Source organism: Niveispirillum fermenti, assembly GCF_048066175.1.
Classification (GTDB): domain Bacteria; phylum Pseudomonadota; class Alphaproteobacteria; order Azospirillales; family Azospirillaceae; genus Niveispirillum; species Niveispirillum fermenti.
Genome location: NZ_JBLTXA010000063.1, coordinates 1 through 11,276, shown reverse-complemented (window position 1 = coordinate 11,276; position 11,276 = coordinate 1). Strand labels below are relative to the sequence as shown.

The 11,276-nt window shown below is 64.5% G+C and carries 11 protein-coding genes, 2 tRNA genes and 1 riboswitch; of the genes, 3 read left to right on the top strand and 10 right to left on the bottom strand.

The features are described 5' to 3' along the window. Positions 1 to 182 precede the first annotated feature (182 nt). The 9 genes from ACM9LZ_RS25185 to ACM9LZ_RS25145 form a co-directional block, all read right to left on the bottom strand. Positions 183 to 2,117 carry a flagellin N-terminal helical domain-containing protein gene (locus ACM9LZ_RS25185; protein ID WP_416622266.1) on the bottom strand — a complete coding sequence of 645 codons (1,935 nt, stop codon included), beginning with the start codon at positions 2,115 to 2,117 and terminating at the stop codon, positions 183 to 185. Between the two features lie 1,033 nt (positions 2,118 to 3,150). Continuing rightward, positions 3,151 to 3,227, bottom strand: a tRNA-Arg gene (locus ACM9LZ_RS25180). Positions 3,228 to 3,249: 22 nt separating this feature from the next. After that, on the bottom strand, positions 3,250 to 3,555 hold the full coding sequence (locus tag ACM9LZ_RS25175; RefSeq protein ID WP_416622265.1) for an ETC complex I subunit: 306 nt from the start codon (positions 3,553 to 3,555) through the stop codon (positions 3,250 to 3,252). Positions 3,556 to 3,593: 38 nt separating this feature from the next. Further along, positions 3,594 to 3,670: transfer RNA gene (locus tag ACM9LZ_RS25170), tRNA-Pro, on the bottom strand. Between the two features lie 85 nt (positions 3,671 to 3,755). Continuing rightward, positions 3,756 to 4,676 carry a DMT family transporter gene (locus tag ACM9LZ_RS25165; RefSeq protein ID WP_416622264.1) on the bottom strand — a complete coding sequence of 307 codons (921 nt, stop codon included), beginning with the start codon at positions 4,674 to 4,676 and terminating at the stop codon, positions 3,756 to 3,758. A gap of 257 nt (positions 4,677 to 4,933) precedes the next feature. Then, positions 4,934 to 5,479, bottom strand: a complete 546-nt coding sequence (locus ACM9LZ_RS25160) for a hypothetical protein (RefSeq protein ID WP_416622263.1) — start codon at positions 5,477 to 5,479, stop codon at positions 4,934 to 4,936. Positions 5,480 to 5,607: 128 nt separating this feature from the next. Beyond that, positions 5,608 to 6,102, bottom strand: a complete 495-nt coding sequence (locus tag ACM9LZ_RS25155) for a DUF192 domain-containing protein (protein ID WP_416622262.1) — start codon at positions 6,100 to 6,102, stop codon at positions 5,608 to 5,610. A gap of 31 nt (positions 6,103 to 6,133) precedes the next feature. Then, a complete protein-coding gene (locus ACM9LZ_RS25150; RefSeq protein WP_416622261.1) occupies positions 6,134 to 7,309 on the bottom strand; it encodes an acetoin utilization protein AcuC in 1,176 nt (391 codons plus the stop codon). Between the two features lie 52 nt (positions 7,310 to 7,361). Further along, complete coding sequence (locus ACM9LZ_RS25145) at positions 7,362 to 7,868, bottom strand: nuclear transport factor 2 family protein (RefSeq protein ID WP_416622260.1); 507 nt, start codon at positions 7,866 to 7,868, stop codon at positions 7,362 to 7,364. Positions 7,869 to 7,966: 98 nt separating this feature from the next. Further along, a riboswitch (TPP riboswitch) is annotated at positions 7,967 to 8,073 on the top strand. On the opposite strand from ACM9LZ_RS25145, the gene ACM9LZ_RS25140 reads away from it, so the two are divergent. From ACM9LZ_RS25140 to ACM9LZ_RS25130, 3 genes are all read left to right on the top strand, one after another. After that, the gene (locus ACM9LZ_RS25140) at positions 8,066 to 8,848 is read left to right on the top strand and encodes an ABC transporter ATP-binding protein (protein ID WP_416622259.1); all 783 of its coding nucleotides are present in this window, start codon (positions 8,066 to 8,068) and stop codon (positions 8,846 to 8,848) included. (Overlaps the previous riboswitch by 8 nt.) Then, a complete protein-coding gene (locus tag ACM9LZ_RS25135) occupies positions 8,845 to 9,615 on the top strand; it encodes an ABC transporter permease (protein ID WP_416622258.1) in 771 nt (256 codons plus the stop codon). The genes ACM9LZ_RS25140 and ACM9LZ_RS25135 overlap by 4 nt, the downstream gene beginning before the upstream one ends. Then, positions 9,612 to 10,559, top strand: a complete 948-nt coding sequence (locus ACM9LZ_RS25130) for an ABC transporter substrate-binding protein (protein ID WP_416622257.1) — start codon at positions 9,612 to 9,614, stop codon at positions 10,557 to 10,559. The genes ACM9LZ_RS25135 and ACM9LZ_RS25130 overlap by 4 nt, the downstream gene beginning before the upstream one ends. A gap of 67 nt (positions 10,560 to 10,626) precedes the next feature. Here ACM9LZ_RS25130 and mscL read toward each other — a convergent pair whose 3' ends face one another. After that, on the bottom strand, positions 10,627 to 11,034 hold the full coding sequence (gene mscL, locus ACM9LZ_RS25125) for a large conductance mechanosensitive channel protein MscL (RefSeq protein ID WP_416622256.1): 408 nt from the start codon (positions 11,032 to 11,034) through the stop codon (positions 10,627 to 10,629). Positions 11,035 to 11,276: the final 242 nt, after the last annotated feature.

Sequence of the window (11,276 nt, the reverse complement as noted above, 5' to 3'; positions counted from 1 at the left end):
TAGGTTCTGGTCACCGCAAAATAGTATGATATGTCGCGGACGGGTATCGGCTTCGATGAATTTTGCTTTTTAGGCAAATTTTACCTATATCTGCTTTACTATTGCATTGTGCAAAGCAATTCAAAATGAAACAGCGGCGACCAGAGGGTCGCCGCTGTTCACGCCGCCAGGGGCGGACCGGCTTAGAACAGCCGCAGGATGGCCTGCTGCGACTGGTTGGCCAGTGAGAGGGAGATGGTGCCGAGCTGCTGACGGGTCTGCAACAGCAGCAGGTTCGCACCTTCCTCGTTCTGGTCGGCCTGGACCAGCTTGTTCGATCCCTCGGTCAGGACGTTGGAGAATTCGGAGGTGAAATTCTCGCGCGTCTGGATGACGTTCAGGTTCGTGGAGAGGGCCTGCGAGGTGGAACGGAGCCGCGACGTCGCATAATCCAGGCTGGCCACGGCGCGGTCGATGTCCGCACGATCCAGGAAGCCGTTCTGCGCATAGTCGAGACGCAGCCCCTGCCCGTCCGTCTGGACATTCTGCGAGGTCACCGTGATCGCGCTGGTATTGTTCTCGTTGAACTGCACCGCGAGATCATTTTCGGTATTCGCATCGGTCCGCTGCACCGTGATCAGGTTGGCGGAAAGCTGGGCGGATGCGGCCTGACGCAGGGTCTTGGGGTCCACATCGAAGCGGACGGTACCACTATCGAAGGACAGGGAGTTCTCGCCATCCGACAGCTTGCCGGAACCGCGGGCATTCATCCCCGACCGTTCCACCGTCACGCCGTTGAGGTTGGTGGCAGAGACCGTCAGATCGACCATCTTTTCGATGGTGGAGGTGCCATTGCCGGCCGGCCCCAGATTTTCAAGGGATTCGCGATCGATCGTGAAGCTGACCGTCGTGCCGGAAGAGAAGGTGATGGAGATGTCCTTCTCCATCGCGTTGGTGGCCGAGGCGCCGACATTGAACGTCACGCCGGTACCCACCGTCACGTCCGACTGGATGGTGATGAAATCATCCGCCGGGTCATAGGCCAGGTTGAACCGCGGACCGCTGTCGTCACCATTGCCGCCGGTCAGCGCCGTGCCCTGGTCCTCGAACATCGCGGTATCGTCCCGCATGGCGTTGTACAGGCCCTCGGCCACAACGCGGCGGCGATATTCGGGATTGTCGCCGGCGCCGGTCACCGAGCCATCGGTGAAGGCGTCGAGATCGTCCTGCGTCACCGTATAGGAATAGGACTTGCCGTTGACAGTGGCCGTGAAGGTGTCGCCCACATCGACCGCACCGGAGATGGTGACCTTCGAGGTTTGCGACACGCCCGACTTGCCGGCGGTTGTGGTGCTGGCCTGCATCGACTGGGTGTTGTCGAAGAACTTCACCGTGCGGCTTTCACCATTTTCGGTGATGACCACGGTGCGTTCACGGCCGACATTGCCGCGCATCTCGATCTGGATGTCGGAGAAGTTGCCGGCCGTTGCGGAGATGGAGCCGGAAATCTTCAGCGAGGTCAGACCACGGGCATCTTCGGCCTTGGCGATGTCGCCCAGGTTGCCGCTGATGTCGCCGGTGCCGCTGATGCGCACCGAATAGGTGTCCGCCTTGACGACATTGGTCACGCGGCTGCTGGAGATGCCGGCAATGGAGTTGACGGCGTTGCGGCTGTTGGCCGTGCTGTCCAGCGTCATGCCATTGCCGACCAGCAGGTTCTTGCCGGCATAACCGCTGTCCTGGGCGATCTTGTCGATCTGGTCCTTGATGCGGTTGAACTGCTCGGCCAGCGACTTGCGGGTCGCGATGCTGGCTTCGTCCGTGCCCAGGTTGCTGTAGGCGGTGGTCGTCAGGCCCTTGGCCTGCTCGACCAGGCTTTCAATGGCGGTGATACCCTTGTCGCCGGCCTGGATCGTGCTGATCGACTGGCCCATGCTTTCCTTCAGCTTGGACAGGTCGGTCGCCCGGGTGCTCAGGCTCTTGGAAGCGAAGTAGTTGGTGGGGCCGTCCAGGGCGCTGTTCACCTTGTTGCCGGTGGCAAGCTTGTTCTGGATCGTCTCAACCTGCTTGTTGGTCTTCTGGAGCAGAAGCAGGTTATTGCGCATCCCTGCGGTCAACTGAACATCACTGCTCGACATGGGGTATCTCCTTTTGAGCCGTTAGAGGGGCCGTTTCGGCCGCAATCGATACTCGTGGACCTTCAGGAAGGACGTCGCCGTTACCGTGGAAGACGCCGGGTGCGGTGCATGACCGGCAGTTTCGTTTCGGATCGGGCAATCCGTTTTGCTGATCGCGGCATCAGTCTTGCTTGGCTTTCGCCTTTTAAGGCTGGTCTGCACCGCTTTCCGCTCAACGCCTTGTCCAGAGCTTCGGTCTCTTCCTCCTGAGGGTGGAACACGAATGGGTTCGACCCCGTATAAGCAGGAAGCGTGCCAACCCGGGATAACGCTCAAAACCTGTACTTAAGAGGTACAATGCGGCCGTCAACCGGCCCTCCCGACCCCTTTTCTTCCCAGTCGGAGGCCGGTCAGGTTCAGGGAAATGGGATGTTTTTGCCTAGCGCGGCATTTCCTGCCGGGCGGACGATGCGGGTCGTCGATGGTGGACGGACATGGAAAAGCCGCCGATCCGGCTGGATGGCGGCTCTGTCCACGGTTTTTGGAAATTGATTTCCGATGATCAGTCGCCGGCGATAAGCTGCCGGCCTGTCGGGGCCGCCGTCAGCCCCAGTCCCATATCATCGGCCGTTCCGATGGAACGGGTGGGACCGGCCCCGGCCGGGCCGGCTGCCCGTCATCGGTAGCCATGTCCCGGCACCGTCTGACCAGACGCCCGTGTCTTTTCACCAGCAGTTTGAATGGCGACCCGTCAAATTCCTGGGGCGCCGGCAAATGCACCTTGTTCGTCTTCATCACAGCCTCCATGACCGGAAGCTGCATATTAGAACATATGAAGAACATTTCCAACTTCATACAAACGCATGCGAGATGGAGTCTCGACTGGCTTCCGTTGCAGCCTTCTCTCCCGGCATTCCCGCGCAAGCAGAAGCCAGCGAGACGCCCGGTCAGTGACCGGCATACGCCCATATCGCGGCCAACGCCGCTCATGCTAGTATAACAGTCTTCTCCGGAAGACTTGAATCCACCAACCCGCTGCTTTTTGGGAAGGGTATGGCGACCCCAGCAGGATTCGAACCTGCGACCGCTCGCTTAGAAGGCGAGTGCTCTATCCAGCTGAGCTATGGGGCCTTTGTTGTCAGAGCGTGAGCCGTCAGAAGCGGCCGATACGGGGCCGGTCGGTGCGGAAATTGTCGGCGTAGTTCTTGGGGATCACCCGGCGCTCGTGCCATTCGGCGACGTCGGCGTCCCAGCCCTTGCGGGCGGCGAAGGCCAGGGCAGCCTCCTTGGTCGGGAACTTGATGCGCACCTGGTTGAGCGTGTCGCCGGAACTGGTCCAACCCATCAGCGGTTCGGGACGGCGCGGGGTCGCCGGTTCATATTCAAGGACCCAGTCACCGACCTTGCCGCGGCCGGACTGCATGGTGGTCTTGGAGGGCTGGTAAATCCGGACCTTCATGGCGAACCCTGTGACTGCAAGAGTTGTCCCGTGGGGATTGGTCGGAGCGAGAGGATTCGAACCTCCGGCCTGCTGGACCCAAACCAGCCGCGCTACCAGGCTGCGCTACGCTCCGCCACCCAGGCGGTGGGAATACACCACACGGACGGCGGGGGCAAGCATGCCCGCAAGCATCCATGCGTCGAAAAGCCGAAACCGTCTCATGCGGCCCGCGGACGCGGACGAAGGCCACGCCACAGGCCGGCCATGCCACCTGGCGCCATGACCAGCAGATTGCCCGCCACCGCCAGACCCAGACCCAGCGCACCGGACGGTGTCCACCGGTAATCCTCGAACAGGGTGGAAACGACCAGGGCCAGAACGGGCGTCATGATGGCGATGTAACCGGCGCGCCCCGGTCCCATGCGGCCCAGCAGCGTGAAATAGCACAGGAAGGCCGCTATGGAGCCGACCAGCGACAGGTAGACCAGCGACAAAAGGTAGGGCAGCGTCGCGTCCACCCGGAAACTGGCGCCCTGCAGGGCAGCCACCAGCGCCATCAGGCCGGCCCCCACCAGCATGGCCCAGGCGGTGGAACCGATCAGCGGCATTTCCGCCCGGCGCATCCGCGAAACCGCCATGTTGCCCAGCGATGCTGAATAGTTGGACAGCATCATGAGCCCGAATCCGACGGCCGCCCCCCCCGTCAGCACCCCGCCCGCCATTTCCGGCATGAACAGCAATAGCACGCCCGTCACCCCCATGATGCCACCCCCCAGCACCGACGGGCGGATGGGCTGGCCCAGGAACAGCCGGGCATTGACGACATTCATCAGGCTGAGAACCGAACCGGCCACCGCCACCAGGCCGGAAGGCAGGAGCGCTGTGGCCTTGTAGACCAGCAGATAGTTGAGCGCGAAATTGAAAAGTCCGGCCAGACCGATCAGCCACCAGCCGTCCCGCCGGGGCATGACCGGCTGTCGCCGCACCGCCAGGAAAGCCAGCAGGACGAACCCTGCCAGCAGGAAGCGGTAGGCCACCGACACAGCCGGATCCACCGCCCCCAACTGGAACGTGATGGCATACCAGGTGGAGCCCCAGATCAGCGTGGTGGCAAGGAACAGGACGACATTGGTTGACATGGGGATTCAACACCGCAAACAGGATCGACCAGCCTATAGACCTGCCCCGTGGGGCTTCCAACGCAGATGTTGTGGCGGAGACATTATACTGCTTTGCGGTGACCAGAACCTGTTGGCTCTGATCACCGCCCTCAAATGCCGGGGCCAACATCCGTTGGCTTGGCGATGCCGCACGAGCGGTGCTGTGGCGGTTGCCGCCGGACCAGATTGCCGGCGCGGTCACCGGCACAGACGGACACGACACCCCCGAAGCGCCATCAGATGTCCAGGTCCACCTGATGGGCTTCCGGTCCCACATTGTTCATCAATGCCTGGACATAGGTGGCGATCTTCGTCGCCTCCTCGGTATGCAGGGCCAGCAATGACCGCATCTGGGCCGCCAGTTGCCTTGCTTCCTCGCGGGCAAGGTCCGGGTCCGCATCGGGGGTGTCCGGCGGGTCGGGACCATCATCGGCCAGTCCCGCCACCATCTCCACGACCTGCTCGGACGTCGGTGGCGGTGGCGGTGAAGGGGACGGCTGGGCGGGCTCGTCCGTTGGGGGCGGCACCATAGCGGGCCGGTCGGCGAACCGGTCAAGGCTGTGCCGGATGCGTTGCTTCTGGGGTGTGGAGAGGTCGGGCAGTCCCTCCACCTCCTCCATCACCAGATCGATGAGACGATGGCGCAGGCTGCGCCGGCCGCCCCCACCCTCTTCCCGCCGTTGACGCGGCTCGATCCGGGTCACGCCCGTAACCTGCCGGTCACGGGACGGCGGCGTGACCGGCTGCTGCAAGGGCGGCAAAGGTGGGGTATACAGGACCATGCTCCATGCTAACACACAGGTCATCCTGCCGGAAATCCACCGATTGCGGGGCCGGGAACATGGTCACGGGTGCGCAGCATCAGGGGCGGGGGACAAGCGCCCGCCCAGGCCCTGCGCACCGGCCTGCGCTATGGCCGCTTCACGCCGAAGGCCGGGTGCAACAGACGGTCGCCGGGGCGGATGCCCAGCCGCGCCGACAGCCCGCCATTGATCTCCAGCACCGCCAGCGCGGGGCCGGCAGATGGCAGCGGCGTCAGGTCACGGGGCCTGCCATGCTGGATATTGACGATATAGCCGGCAGCATCAACGAAGATGATATCCAATGGTATCAGGGTGTTCTTCATCCAGAATGACAGGCGGCCTTCCTGCTCGTTCAGGAACAGCATGCCATGATCATCCTCCATCCGTTCGACGAACATCAGGCCGTGGGCCTGCTGTTGCGGGGTCAATGCCAGGTCGACATGGAAGCTGTGGCGCTGCCCATTGCGGGTTTCCACCACGATCGTGTCACGGTTCAACCCCATCTGCGGGCCCGGTGGCATCTGCGCCATCGCCGGCGGCGCCAAGGGCAGGAGAAGGGGGGGCAATGACAGAAGCAGGGCAAGGGCCAGTCGGCGCAGCATGATGGATCCCGTCAGGTGGCAGCGGATCACCCTACCACAGGTCGCGCACACTTGCCGCCGCGTGGCGCACATCATCGCGCACGGGGCCTTCATGCGGGGCGTCGGCCAGGCCGTCGAACCAGCGGGCCGGCGGGTTGCGGCCCTGACGGCGATCCCAGGTCAGCCCCTTCAGCACCGCCGCCGCCGCGGGCGTCAGGTCGGCCTGCGCCGGGTCGATGCCGTTCAGCACGGCCCATATGCCGGCCCAGGCACGGCCCACGGACCAGGGATTGTATCCGCCGCCGCCCACGACCACCGTGCGCGGTGCCAGCCCCACCAGATCACCCACCGCCCGCCAGAGGGCCCGGTTGGACAGGGACAGGCGCGACAGCGGGTCATCGGCCAGCGCATCGGCGCCGGTCTGGATCATCATCGCCTGCGGGCGGAACGCGACAGCCAGGGGGATGATCGCCTCCTCCACCACGTGCCGGAATTCCGCATCGTTCAGGCCGGCCGGCAGGGGCACGTTGCGGGCCATGCCGCCGGCGCGGTCGTGCAGCAGGCCGGTATGGGGCCAGCGCCCTTCCTCATGCACCGAAATGGTCAGAACCCGTTCATCATCGTGGAAGGCGTCCTGTACACCATCGCCGTGATGGGCATCGAGATCGACATAGAGAACGCGGTCCAGCCCCTGATCCAGCAAGGCCAGCAGGCCCAGCACGGGCGCATTGAAGAAGCAGAAGCCACTGGCCCGTCCGGGGCGGGCATGATGGGTGCCGCTGGCAGGCGAATGCACGACCCCGCCATCGCGGACAAGATCGGCCGCCAGAAGGGCCGCCCCCGCGGCGATGGCCGGCCGCCGGTACATTTCCGGGAAGACGGGATTTTCCAGCTTGCCCAGCCCGTAACGCAGCGCGGTGTCCAGATCGACCCTCTGGTCCCGCTCTGCCCGCGCCACGGCGGCGATATAGTCGCGGTCGTGGAAACGGGCGAGCTGCTCTGCCGTGGCCAGCGGACTGTCGACATAGGCGTCATCGTCCAGCCAGCCCATGGCCCGGATCAGGTCGGTCGCCACGCTGACGCGGGGAATCGACAATGGGTGCTTGCGGCCATAACTGGAATGCCGATAGATCTCGCCCCCCAGATAAAGCGGGCGGTTCGTCGCGCTTTTCGGCGACGCAGCAGCGGTCAGGTCGTTGATCGTGGCGCTGTCGGGCATAATGAACATAGTTTATTCCGCAGCGCGGAAACCGACAAGCACCCCGCTTGCACCTGCGACGCTATTTCACCGGTTCATGGTCGTAGGAGAAGATGCGGGCCAGTTTCCAGCCGTCGGCCTCCAGCCGCCAGAGCTGTGTGAAGCGGGCGCGGCCGACCTTCGTTTCCGGTCCATCCCCCCGGCGCTCATAGAAGAAATGCTCCCCCTGCTCCAGCACGCCGATCGTGCCGATGGGATGCACCGTCATGCTGCCGGGGATCAGTTCGCGGCGGGAACGCCAGGCATCCGGCGCCTGCCGCGTCGCGCATCTCTGTGCATAACTGGCCACGAATGGGGCGGCCGACCGTGCCACCTCCCCATCCTTGTCGTGATACATCTCGAAATCCGGGGTCAGCATGGTGGCCAGCCGGTCCGGATCACAGCCCTGGAAGAACAGCGCGAAGAAATCGGCGTCCAGCGTTTCCACCATCCGGTTCAGTGCCGGCCCTTCCGGCAAACCGCCCGCACCGGCCGTTGCCGACAGGAAAAAAACGGCGGTCCCGGCGGCAATCTTGTGTCTGAAGCCCATATCTTGTCCCACCCCTCTGATGGCCGGCCGCGGAAACCGTCCGCCCTGTCCGATGCCTATTCCCTTGCGGGCCTGTCATGGCTTTGTCATAACGGAAAAACCTCACTGGGGGGAGCCCGATGGTCGGCTGAGAGGTCCTGTAACGGGACGACCCCTGGAACCTGATCCGGATGATGCCGGCGTAGGGACAGTGAACCATGAGCAACGACCCGGGGCCGCGTCCGGCCCCGTCCGCCCCTTCCCCTGCCATTCATCTGCGCGATGGCGGCCTGATGCTCGGCGGCCGGATGATTTTCCGGCACCTGACATTGGCGGCGGCCGGGGGCCGCATCACCTGCCTGCTGGGCCCCAGCGGGGCCGGCAAGTCCAGCCTGTTGCGCCTGATCGCCGGTCTGGCCACAGGCGAGGGTGAAATCCTGGCTGATGACGGGCAGCCCGTGGCCGGCCGTATCGCCTGGATGGGCCAGCAGGATCTGCTGCTGCCCTGGGCCAGCGTTCTCGACAATGTGATGCTGGGTGCGAAACTGCGGGGCAACCGGGCCGGGCCGGCGGCACGCGACCGGGCGCTGGCCCTGCTTGCCCATGTCGGGCTGGCCGATCGTGCCGCTTGCCGGCCGGACGCCCTGTCGGGCGGCATGCGCCAGCGTGTGGCCCTGGCGCGCACCCTGTTCGAGGATCGGCCCATCGTGCTGATGGACGAGCCTTTTTCCGCTCTGGACGCCATCACGCGGCTGCGCCTGCAGGATCTCGCGGCCGGCCTGCTGGCGGGACGCACGGTGCTGATGGTCACGCATGATCCGATGGAAGCGCTGCGTCTGGGCCATCAGGTGCTTGTCCTGTCCGGCCGGCCGGCACGCCTGTCCAATCCCATTCAGCCGCCGGGCGACAGCCCCCGCCCCCCCGACCACCCGGCCCTGCTGTCCCTGCAGGGACGCCTGTTGGCGCAGTTGCGCGGCGCGGTGGGGGAGGACGCGGCATGATGGGCATGCTGCTGCGCGGCGGTGTGACGCTGGCGGGGCTGGTGCTGGCCTGGGGCCTGCTGGTCCATCTGGCCGATCTCCCGCACTATATCGTGCCGGGACCGGACCGGGTGGCCGCCCGCCTGTGGTCTGACCGTGCGTTGCTGGCCGAGCATGCGGGCCACACATTGCTGGAAATCGTCCTGGGGCTGGTGCTGGGCACCTTCTGCGGTGCGCTGGCGGCCCTGGCGCTGACGGCGTCGGCCGCCGCGCGGCGCTGGCTTCTGCCGTTGCTGCTGGCCAGCCAGGCCGTTCCGGTCTTCGCCATAGCGCCGCTTCTGGTGCTGTGGCTGGGCTATGGCATGGCGTCGAAGGTGGCGATGGCCACGCTGATCATCTTCTTCCCCGTCACTGCCAGCTTCTATGACGGGTTGCGGCGCACGGATCCGGGCTGGCTGGACCTGGCCCGGACCATGGGTGCCGGTCCCATGGCCATCCTGCGCCATATCCGGCTGCCGGCCGCGCTGCCCGCTTTCGGGTCCGGGTTGCGCATGGCCGCCGCCGTGGCCCCCATCGGGGCCGTGGTGGGCGAATGGGTTGGCGCATCCGCCGGCCTTGGCTTTCTGATGCTGCATGCGACGGCACGGGTCCAGACGGACCTGACCTTCGCCGCCCTGTTCATCCTGGCGCTGCTGGCCGTGTGCCTGTGGCTTCTGGTCGATCTGATCCTTCGCCGGGCCATGCCCTGGCTACCCGACAGCGTGATAACCAAGGAACCCAACGCATGAGCAAGAACTGGCTGCGTGCGGCCGCCATGGCCGCATCGCTGGCGCTTTGCGCCCTGCCCGCCACCGCGGAAGAAAAGCTGACCGTGCTGCTGGACTGGTTCGTGAACCCCGACCATGGCCCGCTCTACGTCGCGCTGGAACAGGGATATTTCAAGGAGGCGGGCCTGGCCGTCGAGTTGATCGCCCCGTCCGATCCCAATGACCCGCCACGTCTGGTCGCCGCGGGCCGGGGCGATGTGGCCATCTCCTATCAGCCGCAACTCCACCTGCAGGTGGATGCCGGGCTGCCTGTGACACGCATCGGCACGCTGGTGGCCACGCCGTTGAACACGGTGATCGTGATGAAGGACGGTCCCGTCAAGTCGATCAGGGATCTGAAGGGACGGAAGATCGGCTATTCCGTCGGCGGGTTCGAGGATGCGCTGCTGGGGGCCATGCTGGAACGGCATGGGCTGACATTGAAGGATGTCACCCTTATCAACGTCAATTTCTCGTTGTCCCCGGCCCTGTTCGCGGGGCAGGTGGATGCCATCGTCGGCGGTTACCGTAATTTCGAGCTGAACCAGATGGAGATCGAGAAGAAGGAAGGACGGGCCTTCTTCCCCGAGGAGGAGGGTGTTCCCGCCTATGACGAGCTTGTCTTCATCACCGCCCGGAACAAGGCGGCCGACCCGCGGCTGGGCCGGTTCCTGGATGCCGTGGAACGGGGAACCCTTTATCTTGTCAACCATCCGGATGAGGCGTGGCGCCTGTTCGTCAAGGGCCGGGCGGACCTTGATACCGAACTGAACCGTCGGGCCTGGGTCGACACCGTGGCCCGTTTCGCGCACAGTCCGCGCGCGCTGGACCGTGCGCGCTACGACCGGTTCGCCCGCTTCCTGCATGAACGCGGCCTGATCAAGGCCGTGCCGGCGGTGGAAAGCTACACATCGCACATCGACTGACCGCACATCGAATGAGGGCGATCGGCCCGGACAGAAGGAGAGGCCCTCCCCCTGTCCGGGCCCCGGCTTACCTGCTGCGCAGCAGGTCGCGGATTTCCGTCAGCAATTCCTCGCTCTTCGTCGGCGCGGCGGGTTTCGCCTCTTCCTTCTTCTTGAAGCGATTCACCTGCTTGACCAGGATGAACACTGCCCAGGACACGATCAGGAACTTCAGGATCGCATTGATGAACAAGCCGTAATTCACGGTCGCGGCACCGGCATCCTTGGCCGCCTGCAATGTGGGATATTCACCCCCCGACAGGCTGACGAAATAGTCGGAGAAATCGATGCCACCCAGGACATAGCCCAGAGGCGGCATCAGGATATCGTTGACCAGCGAGGTGACGATGGCGGTGAAGGCGGCCCCGATGATGATACCGACCGCCAAGTCCACGACATTGCCGCGGCTGATGAAAGTCTTGAATTCGTTCAGCATGTTTTTCCCACTCCATGGCGGCGGCCCCCCGGCCGACCGAACGGTCCGCAAGAAGGATCATGCATCGCGGCCGGATTGGAAAGCCCGGATTGCGGGTTATACCAATGTTGCGATGAGTGGAACTCATCGCAACATTGGTTGGCGCGTTGAGCGCCCGCGCGTCCATGCGCGCGTGAACTAAATACCAAGATACCCAGTCCCGGTGATCACAACCGATCACCGGGCTCAAGCGCCGGCGCCAA

What these genes read in the sequence shown, in the direction of transcription:
- ACM9LZ_RS25185 (WP_416622266.1), bottom strand. Translation starts at nt 2,117, where the DNA reads ATGTCGAGCAGTGATGTTCAGTTGACCGCAGGGATGCGCAATAACCTG.
- ACM9LZ_RS25175 (WP_416622265.1), bottom strand. Translation starts at nt 3,555, where the DNA reads ATGAAGGTCCGGATTTACCAGCCCTCCAAGACCACCATGCAGTCCGGC.
- ACM9LZ_RS25165 (WP_416622264.1), bottom strand. Translation starts at nt 4,676, where the DNA reads ATGTCAACCAATGTCGTCCTGTTCCTTGCCACCACGCTGATCTGGGGC.
- ACM9LZ_RS25160 (WP_416622263.1), bottom strand. Translation starts at nt 5,479, where the DNA reads ATGGTCCTGTATACCCCACCTTTGCCGCCCTTGCAGCAGCCGGTCACG.
- ACM9LZ_RS25155 (WP_416622262.1), bottom strand. Translation starts at nt 6,102, where the DNA reads ATGCTGCGCCGACTGGCCCTTGCCCTGCTTCTGTCATTGCCCCCCCTT.
- ACM9LZ_RS25150 (WP_416622261.1), bottom strand. Translation starts at nt 7,309, where the DNA reads ATGTTCATTATGCCCGACAGCGCCACGATCAACGACCTGACCGCTGCT.
- ACM9LZ_RS25145 (WP_416622260.1), bottom strand. Translation starts at nt 7,868, where the DNA reads ATGGGCTTCAGACACAAGATTGCCGCCGGGACCGCCGTTTTTTTCCTG.
- ACM9LZ_RS25140 (WP_416622259.1), top strand. Translation starts at nt 8,066, where the DNA reads ATGAGCAACGACCCGGGGCCGCGTCCGGCCCCGTCCGCCCCTTCCCCT.
- ACM9LZ_RS25135 (WP_416622258.1), top strand. Translation starts at nt 8,845, where the DNA reads ATGATGGGCATGCTGCTGCGCGGCGGTGTGACGCTGGCGGGGCTGGTG.
- ACM9LZ_RS25130 (WP_416622257.1), top strand. Translation starts at nt 9,612, where the DNA reads ATGAGCAAGAACTGGCTGCGTGCGGCCGCCATGGCCGCATCGCTGGCG.
- mscL (WP_416622256.1), bottom strand. Translation starts at nt 11,034, where the DNA reads ATGCTGAACGAATTCAAGACTTTCATCAGCCGCGGCAATGTCGTGGAC.